This window comes from Pseudomonas trutticola BRTCR10 (genome assembly GCF_056155105.1).
Map to the genome: position 1 here is coordinate 5,462,103 of NZ_CM149552.1, position 18,702 is coordinate 5,480,804.

Annotated in this window: 21 protein-coding genes, 1 pseudogene and 1 riboswitch; of the genes and pseudogenes, 11 read left to right on the forward strand and 11 right to left on the reverse strand. The window is 59.8% G+C overall.

Translation table 11 applies throughout. The features are described from left to right. Nucleotides 1–66: 66 nt before the first annotated feature. Nucleotides 67–1,251 (reverse strand): MFS transporter, encoded by a 1,185-nt coding sequence (locus ACVVH8_RS24715; RefSeq protein ID WP_475226840.1) that lies wholly within the window; start codon nucleotides 1,249–1,251, stop codon nucleotides 67–69. Between the two features lie 85 nt (nucleotides 1,252–1,336). Here ACVVH8_RS24715 and ACVVH8_RS24720 point away from each other — a divergent pair, with 85 nt between their 5' ends. Then, nucleotides 1,337–2,101 carry an AraC family transcriptional regulator gene (locus ACVVH8_RS24720; RefSeq protein WP_475226843.1) on the forward strand — a complete coding sequence of 255 codons (765 nt, stop codon included), beginning with the start codon at nucleotides 1,337–1,339 and terminating at the stop codon, nucleotides 2,099–2,101. Between the two features lie 64 nt (nucleotides 2,102–2,165). On the opposite strand, the gene ACVVH8_RS24725 is transcribed toward ACVVH8_RS24720, so the two are convergent. After that, the gene (locus tag ACVVH8_RS24725; RefSeq protein ID WP_103306239.1) at nucleotides 2,166–2,795 is read right to left on the reverse strand and encodes a LysE family translocator; all 630 of its coding nucleotides are present in this window, start codon (nucleotides 2,793–2,795) and stop codon (nucleotides 2,166–2,168) included. 293 nt (nucleotides 2,796–3,088) lie between these two features. Here ACVVH8_RS24725 and ACVVH8_RS24730 point away from each other — a divergent pair, with 293 nt between their 5' ends. From ACVVH8_RS24730 to ACVVH8_RS24740, 3 genes are all read left to right on the forward strand, one after another. Beyond that, nucleotides 3,089–4,054, forward strand: a complete 966-nt coding sequence (locus tag ACVVH8_RS24730; RefSeq protein ID WP_475226846.1) for a 2-hydroxyacid dehydrogenase — start codon at nucleotides 3,089–3,091, stop codon at nucleotides 4,052–4,054. A gap of 32 nt (nucleotides 4,055–4,086) precedes the next feature. Continuing rightward, nucleotides 4,087–5,085 (forward strand): methyltransferase, encoded by a 999-nt coding sequence (locus ACVVH8_RS24735; protein WP_475226849.1) that lies wholly within the window; start codon nucleotides 4,087–4,089, stop codon nucleotides 5,083–5,085. Between the two features lie 50 nt (nucleotides 5,086–5,135). Continuing rightward, a riboswitch (yybP-ykoY riboswitch) is annotated at nucleotides 5,136–5,260 on the forward strand. Nucleotides 5,261–5,348: 88 nt separating this feature from the next. Continuing rightward, a complete protein-coding gene (locus ACVVH8_RS24740) occupies nucleotides 5,349–5,933 on the forward strand; it encodes a TMEM165/GDT1 family protein (protein WP_103306242.1) in 585 nt (194 codons plus the stop codon). Nucleotides 5,934–6,057: 124 nt separating this feature from the next. On the opposite strand, the gene ACVVH8_RS24745 is transcribed toward ACVVH8_RS24740, so the two are convergent. After that, nucleotides 6,058–6,876 (reverse strand): M48 family metallopeptidase, encoded by an 819-nt coding sequence (locus ACVVH8_RS24745; RefSeq protein ID WP_103306243.1) that lies wholly within the window; start codon nucleotides 6,874–6,876, stop codon nucleotides 6,058–6,060. 1,349 nt (nucleotides 6,877–8,225) lie between these two features. Here ACVVH8_RS24745 and ACVVH8_RS24750 point away from each other — a divergent pair. Both ACVVH8_RS24750 and ACVVH8_RS24755 read left to right on the forward strand, forming a co-directional pair. After that, nucleotides 8,226–8,423 (forward strand): annotated as a pseudogene (locus ACVVH8_RS24750) (HAMP domain-containing protein); the annotation flags it as partial. A 111-nt stretch (nucleotides 8,424–8,534) separates the two neighbouring features. Beyond that, entirely contained in the window at nucleotides 8,535–9,278 is a 744-nt protein-coding gene (locus ACVVH8_RS24755; RefSeq protein WP_371919333.1) for a methyl-accepting chemotaxis protein, read from the forward strand. A 207-nt stretch (nucleotides 9,279–9,485) separates the two neighbouring features. Here ACVVH8_RS24755 and ACVVH8_RS24760 read toward each other — a convergent pair whose 3' ends face one another. Genes ACVVH8_RS24760 through ACVVH8_RS24770 form a run of 3 tightly spaced genes read right to left on the reverse strand, consistent with a single transcriptional unit; the run spans nucleotide 9,486 to nucleotide 10,598 of the window. Further along, complete coding sequence (locus ACVVH8_RS24760; RefSeq protein WP_401301911.1) at nucleotides 9,486–10,109, reverse strand: SOS response-associated peptidase; 624 nt, start codon at nucleotides 10,107–10,109, stop codon at nucleotides 9,486–9,488. A 36-nt stretch (nucleotides 10,110–10,145) separates the two neighbouring features. After that, nucleotides 10,146–10,406, reverse strand: a complete 261-nt coding sequence (locus ACVVH8_RS24765) for a putative signal transducing protein (protein WP_025109321.1) — start codon at nucleotides 10,404–10,406, stop codon at nucleotides 10,146–10,148. Between the two features lie 9 nt (nucleotides 10,407–10,415). Then, a complete protein-coding gene (locus ACVVH8_RS24770) occupies nucleotides 10,416–10,598 on the reverse strand; it encodes a CPXCG motif-containing cysteine-rich protein (RefSeq protein WP_475226852.1) in 183 nt (60 codons plus the stop codon). Between the two features lie 141 nt (nucleotides 10,599–10,739). Here ACVVH8_RS24770 and ACVVH8_RS24775 point away from each other — a divergent pair, with 141 nt between their 5' ends. Beyond that, nucleotides 10,740–11,903 carry a 1-acyl-sn-glycerol-3-phosphate acyltransferase gene (locus ACVVH8_RS24775; RefSeq protein ID WP_315446509.1) on the forward strand — a complete coding sequence of 388 codons (1,164 nt, stop codon included), beginning with the start codon at nucleotides 10,740–10,742 and terminating at the stop codon, nucleotides 11,901–11,903. Nucleotides 11,904–12,045: 142 nt separating this feature from the next. On the opposite strand, the gene ACVVH8_RS24780 is transcribed toward ACVVH8_RS24775, so the two are convergent. After that, entirely contained in the window at nucleotides 12,046–12,324 is a 279-nt protein-coding gene (locus ACVVH8_RS24780) for a hypothetical protein (RefSeq protein WP_103306248.1), read from the reverse strand. Between the two features lie 191 nt (nucleotides 12,325–12,515). Between ACVVH8_RS24780 and ACVVH8_RS24785 the strand changes: the two genes are divergently transcribed. Then, nucleotides 12,516–12,722 carry a hypothetical protein gene (locus tag ACVVH8_RS24785; protein WP_103306252.1) on the forward strand — a complete coding sequence of 69 codons (207 nt, stop codon included), beginning with the start codon at nucleotides 12,516–12,518 and terminating at the stop codon, nucleotides 12,720–12,722. A 111-nt stretch (nucleotides 12,723–12,833) separates the two neighbouring features. On the opposite strand, the gene ACVVH8_RS24790 is transcribed toward ACVVH8_RS24785, so the two are convergent. Then, on the reverse strand, nucleotides 12,834–13,418 hold the full coding sequence (locus ACVVH8_RS24790; protein WP_095190594.1) for a YajG family lipoprotein: 585 nt from the start codon (nucleotides 13,416–13,418) through the stop codon (nucleotides 12,834–12,836). Nucleotides 13,419–13,623: 205 nt separating this feature from the next. Between ACVVH8_RS24790 and ACVVH8_RS24795 the strand changes: the two genes are divergently transcribed. After that, on the forward strand, nucleotides 13,624–13,857 hold the full coding sequence (locus ACVVH8_RS24795; protein WP_042561026.1) for a hypothetical protein: 234 nt from the start codon (nucleotides 13,624–13,626) through the stop codon (nucleotides 13,855–13,857). A 705-nt stretch (nucleotides 13,858–14,562) separates the two neighbouring features. After that, nucleotides 14,563–16,071, forward strand: coding sequence for a malate dehydrogenase (quinone) (gene mqo, locus ACVVH8_RS24800; protein WP_103306097.1), 1,509 nt, complete (start codon nucleotides 14,563–14,565; stop codon nucleotides 16,069–16,071). Nucleotides 16,072–16,324: 253 nt separating this feature from the next. Here the strand turns inward: mqo and ACVVH8_RS24805 are convergent, their stop codons facing one another. The 3 genes from ACVVH8_RS24805 to ACVVH8_RS24815 all read right to left on the reverse strand — a co-directional run bounded on the left by ACVVH8_RS24805 (nucleotide 16,325) and on the right by ACVVH8_RS24815 (nucleotide 17,900). Further along, nucleotides 16,325–16,612 carry a PA4642 family protein gene (locus tag ACVVH8_RS24805; RefSeq protein WP_315446508.1) on the reverse strand — a complete coding sequence of 96 codons (288 nt, stop codon included), beginning with the start codon at nucleotides 16,610–16,612 and terminating at the stop codon, nucleotides 16,325–16,327. Between the two features lie 63 nt (nucleotides 16,613–16,675). Further along, nucleotides 16,676–17,161: a hypothetical protein gene (locus ACVVH8_RS24810; RefSeq protein WP_213026561.1), complete on the reverse strand. Its 486-nt coding sequence runs from the start codon at nucleotides 17,159–17,161 to the stop codon at nucleotides 16,676–16,678. A 181-nt stretch (nucleotides 17,162–17,342) separates the two neighbouring features. Beyond that, nucleotides 17,343–17,900, reverse strand: a complete 558-nt coding sequence (locus ACVVH8_RS24815; RefSeq protein ID WP_003228116.1) for a hypoxanthine-guanine phosphoribosyltransferase — start codon at nucleotides 17,898–17,900, stop codon at nucleotides 17,343–17,345. Between the two features lie 162 nt (nucleotides 17,901–18,062). On the opposite strand from ACVVH8_RS24815, the gene upp reads away from it, so the two are divergent. Then, the gene (gene upp, locus ACVVH8_RS24820; RefSeq protein ID WP_007912842.1) at nucleotides 18,063–18,701 is read left to right on the forward strand and encodes a uracil phosphoribosyltransferase; all 639 of its coding nucleotides are present in this window, start codon (nucleotides 18,063–18,065) and stop codon (nucleotides 18,699–18,701) included. Nucleotide 18,702 lies beyond the last annotated feature (1 nt).

Genomic DNA, 18,702 nt, shown 5'->3' on the forward strand with positions numbered 1-18,702 from the left:
AGGAATGATTTGCACAGCCGTACAAATGCTAGCTTTGCGCCAGCATTTGCCGGAATTCGCCACCGCTCAGGCGGTTTGTCCTGCCGCCTCTTCGGAAGGTGTGCGTGGGAAAACCACTGCGGCCAGGAAGGTCAAAGCACCGAAACCCGCCAGAATCAGATAAAGCCCCACAAAACCCTGGCGCGGTTCGACAAAGGAAATCAGCGGAATCGCCGTCGCACTGGCACCGAACGATAAACAGTAACGCAGGGCAAAGACCCGGGATTGCCACTGCGGTGCGACGAAGTTGGCGACCATGGCATCGTTCACCGTGACCTGACCGAACACCACAAACATGAACGCTGCACCGAGAGCGATCACCACCCAGCCGTCGGCATAGGCCAGCGCAAACAGCAGCGGTGCCTGGCACATCGTCAACACAATGAACGGCCATTTCAGACTGATCCGGTGCAACACCCGACCAATGCTCAACTGCGCGACCGCACCAAACGCGTAGGCCAGACTGACCACCACGCCAAGGGTTTGCGGCGAGGCGAACAGCTCATGCAAGCGCTCCTGAAATAATTTCGGATAGGTCATGGTGGTGGTGTTGAACACCACGCCACCGGTGGCCGTCGCCAGCGCCAGCACGCCGAACACCATAACCATCGAAATGCGCTGGCCGCCGGCGCCTTTGAGGGCGGTGTGCGGGCGTTGCGGAATCGGCTCCTCACGCACCTGCAAGGCAAAGCCGATACCCAACACAATCGCCACCGCCCCCGGTAACAGAAACGCCGAGCGCCAGCCGAATTGCGCCACCAGCAAACCGGTGATCAGCGCCGAAAACGCCACGCCGAGGTTGCCCCACATACCGTTGATGCCGATTTCCCGGCCTCGGTTCTGCGCGTACGCGACCAACATTGCCGTGCCCACCGGGTGATAGATCGCGGCAAAAATGCCGATCAGGGTCAGGCCGATCACCAGCATGGCCGGGCTGTTACTCAGGCCGGTGAAGATCGCCGAAGCGCCGATGCCGAAGAAAAACACCAGCATCATCTGCCGCCGGCTCCAGTGATCGCCCAGCCAACCGGCGGGTAGCGAACAGGCGCCGAAAGCGATGAAGCCGCCGAGCGACAGGCCGATCAGCGCGGCGTAATCAAGGCCGAAGGCCTGGGTCATGCCGAGCACGGCAGCGGGAAATATCAGCATGAACATGTGATCGATCACATGGGCAGCGTTGATGTAGCGGATGACTTGGCTGGATTGATTCATTGCGGCACGCTTTTCGTTGTTGTGATGCGCCTATGCTAAGTTGGCGAAAAAGCGCATTCCTGCCAAACAAGTCATCAAAACCGCCATGTTGATCAGCCACTTCGAACACGGCCCGGTGAGCGCCTATCCCCGGGATTATCTGGACGGCGCGCACCAGCCGCTGCACCTGCATCGCGAGGCACAGTTGCTGTATGCCGTCTGCGGCGTCATGCGCGTGGTCACGGAATCGGGCGCGTGGGTGATTCCGCCCAGCCGCGCGGTGTGGATTCCGCCGGAAGTGGCGCACGAGATTTTCATGTCCGGCGATGTGCAGATGCGTTCGCTGTTCATTGCCCCTGAGCTGTCGCCGGCCAGCTTGCATCAGTGCTGCGTATTGGCGGTCACGCCGTTGTTGCGCGAGCTGATCCTGCGTGCCGTGCAAGGCCCGCCGCATGCCGACAATCCGCTGATTCAGCAACTGATGCTGGAAGAACTCGCCAGCCTGGAAAACCTGCCGCTGCACATCCCGATGCCCAGCGACCGGCGCCTGCAAAACATTTGTCTGGCGCTGCTGCAAACCCCGGATCATCCCAACACGCTGGAAGACTGGGCGCAGCAGGTCGGCGCCAGTTCGCGCACACTGACGCGGCTGTTTCAGCAACAACTGCAGATGAATTTCAATGCCTGGCGCCAGCAACTGCGCCTGATGGAAGCCCTGCCGCGCCTGCTCGCCGGAGACAGCATACAAAGCGTGGCGCGGGACTCGGGTTACGGCAGCGCGCGGGCGTTCAGCGCGATGTTTCGACGCCTGCTCGGGGAGAATCCCCGCGAGTATCTCAATACCCTCAGCAAGCTCAGCGAACTCCTTTAGGAATCACCCCAATACCTTGTGGGAGCGAGCCGGCTCGCTCCCACAGGTTGTTTGCGGTGTTTTCTCAATGCATTTCGGTAAACGCGATTTTCACGCCGAGCGCGATCAGCACCGCGCCCATAGTGCGATCAAACCAGTGGCCCATGCGGGCAAAACCGGCGCGTACCCGTTGCTGGCTGAACAGCATCGCCACCAGGCAGAACCAGAACGCGGTCGCGACCGCCAGATAAACCCCGTAACCCGCCTGAATCGCCAGCGGCGTGTGCGGGTTGATGACCACGGTGAACAGCGACAGGAAGAACAGCGTAGCTTTCGGGTTTAGACCGTTGGTGACGAAACCCGAGGTGAAAGCGCCACGGGCAGTGCGCACACCCGCTTCCTTGTGCAGGTCATCGGTGACGGTTTTTGCCGGCTGAGCGCGCAAAGCCTTGAAACCGATGTACAGCAGGTAAGCCGCGGCGGCCCATTTCAAGGCGTTGAACAGCACGATCGACTGCGACACGATCAGGCCGATGCCCAGCAGCGAATACCCCACGTGCAGGAAAATCGCCGTGCCGACACCCAGCGCCGTCCAGGTGCCGGCGCGCCGACCGTGGGTCACGCTCTCGCGCACCACCACGGCAAAGTCCGGGCCGGGGCTGGCAACGGCCAGCAGGTGGATCAGTGCAACGGTCAAGAACTCGGTCCAGTACATGGGGGCTCCTCTTTAACAGCTTGGTAAATAAAAATCTGTTGGCAACACAATCACCTGTGGTGAGGGGATTTAGCGAAACGTCGCACCGCCCCGATCGACTGCGCAGCAGTCGCAATACCATTGCCATTGCCTGGTCTGATCCACCCAAACAGCCGTTTTTGGGGCTGCTTCGCAACCCATCGGGGATAAATCCCCTCGCCACAGGGTATTGCGGGCGCTTTGCGTAACGATTTGTTTCATCTGGTAGGCTCGGCAGATTACGCCTTCCGTTCAAAGCACAAAAGGTACAGTTGATGACGAACCCGCGCCGCGCCGTATTCCTCGATCACCCTTCGCTGGACCTGGGCGATCTCGACCTCAGCCCGTTGCGCGCCTGCTTCAGCGACCTGCAACTGTTTGCCCAGACCTTGCCGGAACAAGTCACCGAACGCCTGCAAGGCGCAACAGTAGCGATCTCCAACAAGATCCTGATCGACGCCGCCGCCATGGCCGCCAACCCGGATCTAAAGCTGATCCTGATTACCGCCACCGGCACCAACAACGTCGACCTCGCCGCCGCCCGCGCTCAGGGCATCACCGTGTGCAACTGCCAGGGTTACGGCACGCCATCGGTGGCGCAACACACGATCATGTTGCTGCTCAACCTCGCCACCCGCCTGGCCGATTATCAGAAAGCCGTCGGCGAAGGTCGCTGGCAGCAGGCCAAACAGTTCTGCCTGCTCGACTACCCGATTGTCGAACTAGAAGGCAAAACCCTTGGCCTGCTCGGCCATGGCGAACTCGGCGGCGCTGTCGCACGTCTGGCTGAGGCGTTCGGCATGCGCGTATTGCTTGGGCAGATTCCGGGGCGCCCGGCCCGCCCGGATCGTCTGCCACTGAACGAATTGCTGCCGCAGATCGACGCCCTCACCCTGCACTGCCCGCTCAATGAACACACCCGCCACTTCATCGGCGCCCGCGAGCTGGCTTCGATGAAACCCGGGGCGTTCGTGGTCAACACCGCCCGTGGCGGGCTGATCGATGAACAGGCGCTGGCCGATGCCTTGCGCGCCGGCCATCTCGGCGGCGCCGCCACCGATGTGCTCAGCGTCGAGCCACCCACCCAGGGCAATCCGCTGCTGGCCGCCGACATTCCGCGCCTGATTGTCACCCCGCATAACGCCTGGGGCAGCCGCGAAGCCCGGCAGCGCATCGTCGGTCAATTGACTGAAAACGCAGAGGCGTTCTTCAGCGGTAAGGCGCTGCGGGTCGTCAGTTGATAAACTGCGGCACTTTTTTTTGAGGAGCAGTTATGGATCCGCGCAGTGAAGTACTGCTTCGTCAGGCCGAGTTATTCCAGGGTTCGCTGTTGCTGGCCGGTTTGCCTGCCGACGATTTGCTCGGGCGCCTGCCCAATGCGTTTGGCTGGTGCTGGCATGCCGGCGATCAAGCCGCCCTCGAAGCGCGTTTCGAAGGTCGCAGTCATTTTGGCGTGAACATTCCAGAGCGCGAGTTCGACAGCGCCGTGGTGTTTTTGCCCAAGTCCAAGGACCTGACCGATTACATCCTCAACGCGGTGGCGGCGCGTCTGGCTGGGCGCGAAGTGTTTCTGGTCGGCGAAAAACGCAGCGGTATCGAAGGCGCGTCCAAGCAGCTCAACCCGTTCGGTAAGCCACGCAAGCTCGATAGCGCGCGTCACTGCCAACTGTGGCAAGTCACGGTCGCCAATGCGCCTGAAGCGAAATCGCTGGACAGTCTGGCGCAGACCTATGAGCTGCCATTGGCCGAAGGCCCGCTGAAAGTCATCAGCCTGCCGGGCGTGTTCAGCCATGGCCGACTTGATCGCGGCAGCGCGCTGCTGCTGGAGCATCTGGACAAACTGCCGAGCGGTCATCTGCTCGACTTCGGTTGTGGCGCGGGCGTGTTGGGCGCTGCGGTCAAACGTCGCTACCCGCACAACCAGGTCACGTTGCTCGATGTTGATGCGTTTGCCGCCGCCAGCAGCCGACTGACTCTGGCTGCCAACGGTCTGGAAGCGGACGTGCTGACCGGTGACGGAATCGACGCCGCGCCGATGGGCTTGAGCGCCATTCTGAGCAACCCGCCGTTCCATGTCGGCGTGCATACCGATTATTTCGCCACCGAGAACTTGCTGCGAAAAGCAGCCAAACATCTGAAAAACGGTGGCGAACTACGTCTTGTAGCGAACAGCTTCCTGAAGTATCAACCGTTGATCGAGGAGCATCTTGGGGTCTGTGCAATCAAGGCCGAGGGCAATGGTTTTCGCATCTACCGCGCCAAGCGCGGCTGAAATTTCTTTTCAAAAAGAGGCTTGCTCAATCGGATTTGCCTAGGCAGAATCCGCTCCGTCCTAGGGGAGTAGTCTCCCACGAGCGCCAAGCTCGTCCGGCATACGTCAACATACTTGATCCTCAGATCATGGCGTATGCGACCCAAGCGTCCGCATCAGACGGATCGCAGGGTTTGACAAGACCTATGACACGCACACCTTACCCGGGGCGGGAAGGCTGTACGTGTCATAGCCGTGTCGACCCGCCCCTTAGGAAAATCCTGATGCTGGACTCATTACTCGTTCCCACCGCAATCGTTGCCTTGGCCGAAATCGGCGACAAGACGCAACTGCTCGCGCTGATTCTCGCCGCTCGCTTCCGCAAACCCTGGCCAATCATTGCCGGTATTGTTGCCGCGACCCTGGCTAACCACGCAGCAGCCGGTGCGGTCGGCGCCTGGTTCGGCAGCTTTTTCTCAGACTCTGTTCTGCACTGGATTCTCGCCGCAAGCTTCGCCGCCACTGCGTTGTGGACGCTGGTGCCAGACAAAATGGACGACGATGAAACCAGCACCGCACGCAAGTTCGGGCCTTTCCTGACTACGCTGATTGCGTTCTTCCTGGCCGAAATGGGTGACAAGACACAGGTCGCGACAGTGATGCTCGCCGCGCAATACCCGGAACTCTGGCTGGTGATTATCGGCACCACGGCGGGCATGTTGATTGCTAACGTGCCGGTGGTATTGGCGGGTAATTTTGCGGCGGATAAATTGCCGTTGACCTTGATCCGTCGCCTGGCGGCTTCGGCATTCCTGATTCTGGCGATCGTCGCGGTGTACAAGGCGATGCAGAGCAGTGGCTGGGTTTAACCCTGAGAGAAGGATCGTTCCCACGCTCTGCGTGGGAATGCAGCCGGGGACGCTCTGCATCCCTTTTGGAACGCGGAGCGTCCCTTGAGACATTCCCACGCAGAGCGTGGGAACGATCACCGACTTAGGATTTCGGGGCCTGTTCGTACAGCGGCATAACCTTAGGGATCGCCGCTTGCAACGAGGCAATCCGGCTGGTCGATGCCGGGTGAGTGCTCATGAACTCCGGCGGCGAACCTTCCGACGCCTTGCTCATCTTGTTCCACAGCGTGATCGCCGCGTTCGGGTTGTACCCCGCGCGTGCGGCCAGCTCCAGACCAATCAGGTCGGCTTCGTTTTCGTTGGCACGGCTGTTGGGCAAGGTCATGCCGTAGTTGGCCACGGTGTCGGCCAGCGCCAGACTGTCCTGACCCAGACCGAGCAACGCGCCCGCGCCCTGCTTGGCCATTTCAACGCCATAGGCTTTCGACATCGCTTCACGACCGTGCTCGCGCAAGGCGTGGGCGATTTCATGGCCCATCACCGCAGCGATTTCATCGTCGGTGAGTTTCAGGCTGTCGATCAGCCCGGTATAGAAAATGATCTTGCCGCCAGGACCACAGTTGGCGTTGAGTTCATCGCTCTTGATCAGATTGACTTCCCACTGCCACTGCGCCGCATCCGGACGGAAGTTCGGCGCCTGGGCGATCAAACGGTTGGCAATCGCCTGAACCCGCTTGGCCTCTGGGCTGGTCTTGTCCAGCACGCCTTTGCTCGATGCTTCGCCGACGGTCTTCTGATACGACTGGGCATACATCTGGTCGACCTCTTGCGAGGACAGCATGCTGAACATGTACTGCTTGCGCTCCACACCCACGGCGCCGCCGCTGGTGGTGTTGACCGACTGACAACCGGCCAGCAACAGCGCTGCGCTCAGTGCACTTACAACCAATGTCTTGTTCATTCAAAAGCTCCCTGAAAACCTGCGCGTATCCTAGGCGGGTAATTGTATCGACGCCAGATACAACGGACGTATTGCAGCGACTTTCAGAAATTTCCCGCACCCCTGTCGTAAAAAATTCACAGCGCCCGACAAGCCTCTGCCACGGCGTCGCCCACTGATCCATTTGCGACATCCCTGGGCAAATCCCTTCGCCGCGACTCATGGCGCAATGCCTGCTGCCGATACAACAGCGCAGACGTCCTCTTGCGTGCGGAGCTCCCATGAAGTTCAAGTCGATCCAGCTTTCCGTCGCCGCCCTGGCCGGCGCCATCGTTCTCAGCGTGGTCGCCGCGCTGGTGCTGTATGCGCTGTTTTCCGGCGCCCGCACTCAGGACATGGTGCAACAGCGCACCCAGGCCCAGTTCGAGCAAGTCATCGAACAGCGCCTGACCTCGCTGGCACAAACCCAGGTCAGCCAGATCCAGCGCGAACTCGAAGCGCCGCTGCTGATTGCCGGCGGACTCGTACGGGTCAACGCCCTGCTCGGCACGCCGGGCGCCGATGGCCAGCCGCGCTTGAACGTCAGCCGTGAGCAACTGATCAGCCTGATCAAAGAGAACGTCGAGAAGAACCCTAAGATTCTCGGCACCTACATCGGCTGGGAAAAAAACGCCCTCGATCACAACGACGCGGCCTACATCGGCACCAGTGTGGTGGGTATCGATGCGGCCAACGGGCGCTTCCTGCCGTGGTGGTTCCGTAATGACGACGGCACGCTCGGCCTCGATAAACTGGTGGACGTCGACGATCAGAAAGTCCTCTCCACCGGCGTGCGCGCCAGCGAGTACTACCTGTGCTCGAAAGAGAGCAAGAAATCCTGCGTGATCGATCCGGCGCCGTACAAGGTCGGCGACAAAATCGTCATGCTCGCTTCATTCATTGAGCCGATCATGCTCAATGGCGCGTTCCAAGGCATCGTCGGCGCCGACCTGTCGGTGAACTTCATCCAGGAAATGCTTCTGGGCGCCAACCAGAAACTTTATAGCGGCGCCGGGCAGATGGCGCTGGTCGGCGGCAACGGGCGGATCGTCGCCTACACCAAGGACACGAGCAAATTCGGCGAGAAGGTCAGCGACATTCTCGACGCCGAGCAGATTGCCAACATGGCCAATCTCAAGCGCGGCGAAGTCACTTATTCAGTCAACAAGGACAAGGGCCGCATCGAGTTGTACCTGCCGTTCGGCATCGGCCAGACCGACGCACGCTGGACACTGATGCTGCAATTGCCGTTGAACGCGGTGATGGCTGACTTGCAGAAACTTCAGGCCGACCTCGACGCCCAACGCAAATCCGACACCTTCGGCATGGCCATGGTCGGTCTGATCATCGCCGGCGTCGGCCTGTTGGTGATCTGGCTGGTCGGCCACGGCATCGCCCGACCACTGAAGCAAATGGTCGCCATGCTCGATGACATCGCTCAGGGCGAGGGCGATCTGACCCGGCGCTTGAGCAGTGACCGCAGCGATGAACTGGGCTCGATCGCCAAGGGCTTCAACACTTTCCTGAGCAAGTTGCAGGCGATGATCACCCAAGTGGTGACGTCGGTGCAGAGCGTCAGCGATTCGTCGGAACACACGGCCGACATTGCGATTCGCACCAACATCGGCATCCAGAAACAGATGGCAGAGATTGATCAGGTTGCCACGGCGGTGCAGGAAATGACCGCCACCGCGCAGGACGTGGCGCGCAACGCCACCCAGGCCGCGCAAGCCGCCAGCCACGCCGACCAGGCCGCCGGTCAAGGCATGCAGATTGTTCGCGACACGTCGAACTCGATTGGCGTGCTGGCGGTGGAAATCGGCAAGGCTGTGGAAGTGGTGCAGACACTGGCCAAGGACAGCGAAAACATCAATGCGATTCTGACCGCGATTCGCGGGATCGCCGAGCAGACCAATCTGCTAGCGCTGAACGCGGCGATTGAGGCCGCGCGAGCCGGTGAACAGGGTCGCGGGTTTGCGGTGGTGGCGGATGAAGTACGCAATCTGGCGCAGAAAACCCAGAAAGCCACCGAAGAAATCCAGTCCATGATCCAGCAACTGCAGCAGGGCACGCGCGACGTGGTGCGGGTCATGGAAGACAGCCAGAACCGCACCGACGAAAGCGTGCAGCACGCGGCGAAAGCGGCTGAGGCGCTGGAGACGATTACCCGGGCGGTGTCGGTGATCAACGACATGAACACGCAGATTGCCAGTGCGGCCGAGGAGCAGAGCGCGGTGGCCGATGACATCAATCGCAACGTGATCAATATCGGTCAGGTAGCCAATGAAGTGGCGGGCGGCGCGGATGAGTCGAGTTCGGCGAGTGCTGATTTGACCAAACTGGCGGAGCAGCAGCGGCGGTTGATCAATCAGTTCAAGGTCTGAAAAGCCAAAAGCCCCTCACCCCAGCCCCTCTCCCGAAGGGAGAGGGGGCCGACCGAGGTGTCTACCGTCATACATCGACCTGAAAAATCGTGGTGATTATGGATTCGGTGAAATGCTTTCAAGTCGGCGTATTTCGTCAATATCCCCCAATCAGTCCCCTCTCCCTCCGGGAGAGGGTTAGGGTGAGGGGCTTTTGATCTAAAGTCTTTAACCCGGCGTCAGACACTCCGGCCCGTTGAGCTTCGGATCATTGACCATATTCGCCAACACCCGCTCACGCAGCGCGGCAGGTTCACTGGCGAGCAGACCCTGCAAGACATGCAACGGCGTCTCGGGATCGAGCCACGCCGCCTGCCCGGCCTCATCGAGAATCAACGGCCGGCGCTGACTGGCCGCCGCTTGCGTGATCACCGCCGTGCTCAGCCACACCTGTTCCTGCACCGGATACGCTTCCCAGATCGCCGCAAAAAACAGCGAGGAGCCCTCCCCCGGCGTCAGCCAGTACGGGCGTTTGCGCTGGGTGCCACGCCATTCATAAAAGCCGTTGGCCGGCAGCAGGCAACGACGCAGACGCAAGGCTTCACGAAACATCGGTTGCTCGGCCACGGTTTCCGCCCGGGCATGCGCTGGCGTGCGCGACAGATCGGTCAGCCACGGTGGCGTCAGCCCCCAGCGCGCACGGGCCAATGTGCGCTGGCCGTCTTCAGCGGCACGCAGCATCAACACCGAATCACTAGGGGAAATGTTCCACTGCGCCAGTTGATCGGCAGGAAAACCTGGCAGGGCCGCGAAATCACGGTTCCAGCGAAACAGGGCATAACGTCCACACATGGGGCAACACGACTCAGAAGTAAAACGAACGTCAGCCTAACAGACCAGCGTACCGGGGAAACTCTCCGGTTCATCGCCGGGCAGCGGCAGCGCGGCATTGTACGCGGTGATCAACTCGCGGGCGTACTCGGCCTGATCGTTGTCGACCGACAGTCCCAACAGGCCAAAAATTGGCAGTTCACCCGTACCGCCGAGCAGATCGCGCCCCACCAGGTGCGCCTCGATGCCTTCGCTGGCGAGCATGCCCTTGAGCATTTCGCCTTCCATGAGGTTTTCCGGCTCGTAGATTCGCTGCATGGGCGCCCCTCACTCGTTTTCGCTGAAGACTTCCAGAAACCAATCCTCTTCATGTACCTGCAATACGAACGTGATCGGCCGACAACACACCTGACAGTCCTCGATGTAGGTCTGATCGCCAGCGGACAGGTCCACGGTCGTCTCGACCTCTTCACCACAATACGGACATTCATACAGTGCGGCTTCCAGCATCGCGGTCTCCCAAGTGACTTGTGCGTATAATCGCCGGTCTATTTGCAGGGCTATTTTTGTCTGGCTACTTTTTCAGACCGTGCCCCGTGGTGTTTGATCAACACCTTTACTTACCCTAGCCGTTTCCAACAAGAGAGCATGATGGGCGAATTCGATGCCATCCGACCTTACGACGACAGCGAAGTACCTGTGGTACTGGCAAGGCTGCTCGGCGACAAGGCGTTTCTAGATATCCTCACCCACTTCCGCTTCCCGCGTTTTGCCGGTGCCTTCGGCTGGATGCTCAAACCACTTATAGCCCATCGGCTGCGTCGTGAGTTTGCCGACGTGACCTCGGTGGCGAGTTTGCAGGACAAGGTCGAGTCTTACGTCGACCACACCATCGAGCGCGCCACCGACGGCGTGACCTACACCGGTGTCGAGCAATTCAAGTCCGGCAGCGCTTATCTGTTCATCGCCAACCACCGCGACATCGTGATGGACCCGGCCTTCGTCAACTACGCCGTGTACCACGCCGGCCTGCCGACGCCGCGCATCGCGATTGGCGACAACCTGCTGCAAAAGCCGTTTGTCAGCGACCTGATGCGCTTGAACAAAAGTTTTATCGTGCACCGCTCGATCACCGGGCGCCGCGAGAAAATGGCCGCCTATCAATTGCTCTCGGCGTACATCAACCACTCGATCCGCAACGATTGCGCGTCGATCTGGATTGCTCAGGCTGAAGGCCGGGCGAAGGATGGCGACGACCGTACCGAGTCGGCGATCCTCAAGATGTTCCACATGAGCCGCAAGGACGAGCCGTTCGGCGAAGTGATCCAGTCGCTGAACGTCACCCCGGTGTCGATAAGTTACGAATACGACCCGTGCGACCAGGCCAAGGCCCGCGAGCTGTACATCCGCGCCACCACTGGCACTTACGCGAAGGCACCGGGCGAGGATGACGTGAGCATCGCCAAGGGCATCACCGGCTACAAGGGCCGCGTGCACGTGAACTTCGCGGCGCCGATCAAAGAACTGTTCGAAGACACCAAGCAATTGGCAGTCGAAATGGACAAGCAGATTCTCGGCGGCTATCGCCTGTTCCCGGTGCATTACCTGGCGTATGCGCAGTGGGCGGAAGCTGATCCGGCACTGAATGTGCCAAAGGCTGCCGAGGTGTTCCCGGCGGATGAACTGGCCAAGGCGCAGGAAGAATGGCAGAGCCGACTGGATGCCTGCCCTGAGGAGCATCGACCGTATCTGGTGCTGCAATATGCGACGCCGGTGCGTAATCAATACCGGGTCAAGGCTGGGTTGCCGCTGTAATCAACAGCGCTGCGCACCTGTGGCGAGGGGATTTATCCCCGATGGGGCGCGAAGCGGCCCCAGGTTTCTGCCTGAGAAATCATGGGCCTGCTGCGCAGGCCATCGGGGATAAATCCCCTCACCACAAGGTTTTGCATTCGCTTCAGAAGCGGGTGCTGATCCACGAGATGATCAGGGCCAGGCCGAGGCAGGCAAACCCGAAACGGTAGAAAAACCGGTTCATGCGTAGCGTCGCCCAATCGAGGATCGGCTCGGCGTTCGGTTGCGCCTGACGCTGAGCAGCAATGCTGGCCATCGCACGCTGTTCACGGCGGCGGGTCGCGTGCAGCAGCCAACTGCCCGGGAACGCCAATAACAGCGCGAGCAGGTTGATCAATTTGGCGGGATGGGCGGTAAACAGCGTCATCAAATGCAGCGACATCACAGACCTCAAACGTAATCGGTGTGGCGGACGCCAGACCGACGACCGCGGCGGGATTCTACCGAAACCTGCCCCCGACGCCTGCCCTTTACGACAAATAACCCAACAATCGACCGATGGCTGTCCTGTGTCACGGCTTCGTCATGTAGATGCACCACCATGCGCGCCTCGAAACCGACACGGAACGCGACATGCTTCACGCTGAAAACCAGGATCGCCTGTACCTCATCGCCCCTTACGACGAACAGCAAAGCCTCGTCGGCAGCCTCGCCTTCAATGTTCAGGATCGCCATTGGCTGGTGTATTGCGCGCTGGGCGGGCACCAGCATGCGGATTTGCCCGAGACCGATTTGCTGACGGGTGTCAGCGTGCTCGACTTTTACTCACAGGCCGCCTGACACACCACTGCTTCTGTGAGAGGCGGCTTGGGTCATTCAGGGAAGTCGTGCAGACATGAAAAAGCCCGAAACCATCACTGGCCCCGGGCTTTTTCACATCAGGCGATTGCCTTACTCAGCAAGCACCTGACCCACAGTCGGGTCCTTGAACAGACGCGTCAACGCATCGCTCAATACATCGCTGACCAGTTTGGTGTTGGTTTCCTGGTTCGGTGCCATGCCGAAACGCTGGTCCAGCGAAGCACCGTAACGGCCGCTGTAGCGACGGTTGGCGTTCTGCACGTCGGAGCGGAAGGTCGCGCCGATGGTGGCTTCAGTCACGTACATGCCTTCTTTCGGCGACTGGTATTTCAGCTCGGCCAGGGTCACGGTCAGCTGCGGCGCGTTTGGCGCATTGTTGGTCGGGGTGAAGCCGAGCAGGCGCACGGCGGCTTCAGCCTGAGCCTGCAACTTCGGCAGGATCTGCTCGCGTTGCACGGTGATGGCGCTGGTTTCCGGGTACAGACCGCCACGGGTGCCGAGGGTTGGCGACGGACGACCGTCGACCACACGTACTACCACAGGCTGGCCACGGCCGACCGCAGCCAACTGCGTGGTCAGCTTCGGCTCCGGGCTCAGTTGTTGCGGGCTGTGGGCGCAGCCGGCCAGGGTCAAACCGGCCACAGTGATCAAACCGAACAACAGGCGTTGCAACATGCTCTTCTCTCCAGAATCAGGCACAAACAGGCCGGCAGTATAGCGGTGGGCCACTGCAGCTCACCAGCATCGCGCAGTGAATACTGAAATGTCTGACAAACCCCGTCGAAAGCGGTTCCTGTCACAGATTCTTCACCGCCCATACACCTTGACGTCACGGCCGTTGGGCAACCTTCCAATCAGTCCTCCAACAAGGTACTCGGCCATGCGTTATCTGATCTCGTTGTTCGCTCCACGTCCGCTGCACCGCAGCTTTGCCCTGCTCGACCGCAACGGCCACTGCCAGGCGTTCAAGCAGTGCAGCCTGCAACCGATGGGCGATGGCTGGGTGGAAATCGAAGAAATCCGCCTCACCTGGTTGAACCAGCCGCTGCCGGCCAGCGCACGGGTCGTACCGCGACAAATGCGCGCACGGGCCCAAGTGCAGTTGAGCATCTGACCGGATGCCTAATAAAAGTCATTAAACACGAGCAACTCCGCGCATTTCTTCGATACAATCTCCCCCCGATTATAAGGACGTCTCCTGATCGGGCCCCGCAACAGCGTCAATGCGCTTGCATTGGCATCAAAATCGCCCACAGAGAGCCGCCCACACAGATCGAGTGAAGTTGGCGCGCTTGCCTGTTCTTCCGGCAAAACCCCGCTTTTCGCGAATCTGCAGAGCTGTCATTACGCTCTGCCACCGAGCTGTTTTGCCTTTGCGGGCACGGTGCCAGGCTTCGACAGCCCTTTTTGAGGTTCACGTCTTCAAAAGAGCGTGAAAAAAACGGGTTTTCACAACTTCACAAGAGTGTGGCGAGCAAATGAATAGTTTTGCGTCTGAACATGCACCATTAGCGTCTGAAACAGCCCAACGACACAGGACCGGGTATACCTCGAATATCGGAGCCTGAAGCCTGTCCGCTACGGATTTGGTTGCACAAAAACGGATGTCTCGACCATAAGTCGAATTGCCAGCCACGTGCTGAAATGAGTTCATGGAGCTCTTGAAGCCAGGCCGCACGCATCCGTCGAAGTTGCGAAAAATTGCGAAGATTCGGACATGGCGACCTGACCATGGATAGCTGGGGCACAACAGATCTGTCCCGGAACGCCTGGCAGCCATGCCGACAATTTGGTGCTGCAGATTTTGGAGACGCGTTAAATGGCGCATAACGAAGCAGTCGACGTAGTACTGGTTGGGGCCGGCATCATGAGTGCCACCCTTGCCGTGCTGCTCAAAGAGCTCGACCCCGCGATCAAGCTGGAAGTCGTCGAGCTGATGGATTCCGGTGCTGCGGAGAGTTCCAACCCGTGGAACAACGCCGGTACCGGTCACGCCGGCCTGTGCGAGCTGAACTACACGCCGCAGGCTGCCGACGGCACCGTCGACATCAAGAAAGCCGTGCACATCAACACCCAGTTCGAAGTGTCCAAGCAGTTCTGGTCATACCTGACCAAGAAAGGCACCTTCGGCTCGTGCAAATCCTTCATCAGCCCGGTGCCGCACCTGAGTTTCGTGCAGGGCGACAAAGGCGTGTCGTTCCTCAAGGAACGCTTCAACGTGCTGAGCAAGCACCACGCCTTCTCCGACATGGAATACACCGAAGACAAGGCCAAAATGGCCGAGTGGATGCCGCTGATGATGCCGGGCCGTTCGCCGGACGAAGTCCTCGCTGCCACCCGCGTGATGAACGGCACCGACGTCAATTTCGGCGCCCTGACCAATCAGTTGCTCAAGCACCTGACCAGCGCGCCGGACACTCAAGTCAAATACTGCAAACGCGTGACCGGCCTCAAGCGTAATGGCGCCGGCTGGACCGTCAGCATCAAGGACGTCAACAGCGGCAGCAGCCGTGAAGTCGACGCCAAGTTCGTCTTCCTTGGCGCGGGCGGCGCGGCTCTGCCACTGCTGCAAGCCTCGGGCATCGAAGAAAGCAAAGGCTTCGGCGGCTTCCCGATCAGCGGCCAGTGGCTGCGTTGCGACAACCCGGAAGTGGTCAAGCATCACCAGGCCAAGGTTTACAGCCAGGCTGCCGTCGGCTCTCCGCCGATGTCGGTGCCGCACCTGGACACCCGCGTGGTCGATGGCAAGAAATCCCTGCTGTTCGGGCCATACGCCGGTTTCACCACCAAGTTCCTCAAGCACGGTTCCTTCATGGACCTGCCGCTGTCGGTTCGCGCCGGCAACATCGGCCCAATGCTGGCGGTGGCGAAAAACAACATGGACCTGACCAAATATCTGGTCAGCGAAGTGATGCAGTCGATGGAGCAGCGCCTGGACTCCCTGCGCCGCTTCTACCCTGAGGCGAAAGCCGAAGACTGGCGCCTGGAAGTGGCCGGCCAACGGGTGCAGATCATCAAGAAAGACCCGAAAAAGGGTGGCATCCTGCAGTTCGGTACCGAACTGGTGGCCGCGAAGGACGGCTCCCTCGCCGCCCTGCTCGGCGCTTCGCCAGGCGCTTCGGTGACTGTTTCGATCATGCTGGAACTGATCGAGAAGTGCTTCCCGGCCAAGGCCAAGGGTGAATGGGCTGGCAAACTGGCCGAGATCTTCCCGGCCCGTGAAAAGGTTCTGGAAACCGATGCTGCGCTGTATCGCAAGATCAACACGCAGAACAACATCGCCCTGGAACTGGTTGAAGAAAGCAGCGAGACCCCAAGCTTCGCTTGATCTTGCGGCATGAAAAACGCCCCGTACTCAGTGAGTGCGGGGCGTTTTTTTATGCTGGGGTAAAAACCAACACTGCTGGCTCACCTACTTTTGTGGCGAGGGGATTTAGCGAAACGTCGCACCGCCCCGATCGGCTGCGCAGCAGTCGCAAAACCATTGAATGCGATTTACCTGACACACCTTGTACTCAGCCATTGGGGCCGCTTCGCAGCCCATCGGGGATGAATCCCCTCGCCACAGGTATCGGGTGACCTCAGGTACGGGACTTTTCGATCAGCTCGATGTAGTCCGGGGCGTTGCGTTGATCAGCGATCAGGTCAACGAAGGTCTTGCCCTGCTCGTCCTTGCCATCGACGTCATATCCTGCCTCGACAAAGAAGGTCAGAAAGCGCTCGAAATCATCAATGCGCAGACCACGATAAGCCTTGACCAGTTTGTGCAGCGACGGCGAAGTGGCGTCGACCGGCTCAAAATCGAGGAACAGCTTGATCTGCTCATCGCCGATCTCGTCACCAATCACTTGTTTCTTATCTTTACGCATTGCCGACTCCAGCTCGCAGACATTACACGGGGCGGGCAGTTTACCCCTGCCCTGCCGCCGGGCTCAACGCGTGCGCACGCTGCCGGTGTGCAAATCGGCCCAGATATGACCATTGGCGTAGCTGAGGAACTGCACATAAACGGTATCGTTGCGCAGCAAATCGATGACCACGCGATATTGGGCCAGCGGGTAGAACAACGTCAGGGTTTTGCTCTTGTCGTCATACAGCGGCTTTTTCAGGCTTTTGCTTTCGCCATCGAAATTGACCAGCACCTGAGTGATCGTCGCGCCTTTGTTCAGGGATTTGCCCTTGAGGCGGATCATCAGCGGGGATGTGACCGGGATCGGTTGCTGATTGGATTGGCGTTGCGCACCGACTACCACGGAATAGTCGGTGACCTGCAGCAGTTGTTGCTGTTCAGGTTCGGCATCGCGCAGGGTCAGATCGTCCGGCGGCAGGAATTGGCTGTGCATCGGGGCCGGGGCGGCAGAAATTGGCAGGCTGATGGCCAGCAACAGGGCGGCAAAGCTGCGGATCAAGAGGCGCATGACAGGCTCCGGAGGCGGGGCCGAGCACTCTAGCATGGGTGTACAAAACGGATCAGCACACACAAAACAACTGTGGGAGCGTGGCTTGCCCGCGATAGCGTCGGCACATCCAACATCAATGTGTCGGACAGTCCGCCATCGCGGGCAAGCCCGCTCCCACAGGGATCGGGCTAGCCCGGGATTACATGCCTTTAACGGCAAAGATCCCGTTGGCGTTGCGCCAGTAGCCTTTGTAATCCATGCCGTAACCGAAGATGTAACGGTCAACGCACGGCAGGCCGACGAAATCGGCTTTCAGGTCAGGACGCGCCTTGCGGTCGTGATCCTTGTCGATCAGCACGGCGGTGTGCACTTTGCGCGCGCCGGCGTGTTTGCAGAAGTCGATGATCGCGCCCAGGGTGTGACCTTCGTCGAGGATGTCGTCGATGATCAGCACGTCGCGGTCGATGAACGAAACTTCCGGCTTGGCTTTCCAGAACAGGTCGCCGCCGCTGGTTTCGTTGCGATAGCGGGTAGCGTGCAGGTAGGACGCTTCCAGCGGGAATTGCAGGTGAGTCAGCAGCTTGCCGGAGAAGATCAGGCCGCCGTTCATCACGCAGAACACCACCGGGTTGCTGTCAGCCAGTTGTTCGTTGATTTGTGCACCGACGCGGGCGATGGCAGCCTCGACTTCAGACTCGGTGTACAGGCAGTCAGCCTCTCGCATGATTTGACGGATATGCTCGAGATCAGCGGACATGGCGCTCTCCAGGGGGATGTTTTTCGGAAAAGCGGGCAAAGGTACGCATCCCGCGAGGTCGAATCAAGCCTTAATGGACTAACGTACTCAATGTCCTATAGGACATCACCCTCGGATAGATTAATCTAGGCCGGTTTTTTTGCCCGCCGCCGGAGTTTTTCCATGCCCATCCTCGAGATCCGCCACCCGCTGATCCGCCATAAACTCGGCCTGATGCGCCGCGCTGACATCAGCACCAAGAATTTCCGCGAGCTTGCTCAGGAAGTCGGCGCCCTGTTGACCTATGAAGCTACAAAAGACTTGCCGCTCGAATCCTACGATATCGCAGGTTGGTGCGGCACCGTGTCGGTCGAGAAAATCGCCGGCAAGAAGATCACCGTCGTGCCGATCCTGCGCGCCGGCATCGGCATGCTGGAAGGCGTGCTGAGCTTGATCCCGGGTGCCAAGGTTTCCGCTGTGGGTGTCGCCCGCAACGAAGAAACCCTGCAAGCACACACCTATCTGGAAAAACTGGTTCCGGAAATCGACGAACGGTTGGCGATGATCATCGACCCGATGCTCGCCACCGGCAGCTCGATGGTTGCGACCATTGACCTGCTGAAAAAGGCCGGTTGCAAAGACATCCGCGCGATGGTGCTGGTTGCCGCGCCGGAAGGCATTGCTGCCGTCGAGAAGGCTCACCCGGACGTGACCATCTACACCGCGTCCATTGATGAGCGTTTGAACGAACACGGTTACATCATTCCTGGGCTTGGCGATGCGGGTGACAAGATCTTCGGCACCAAGCAGAAGGACGCGTGAC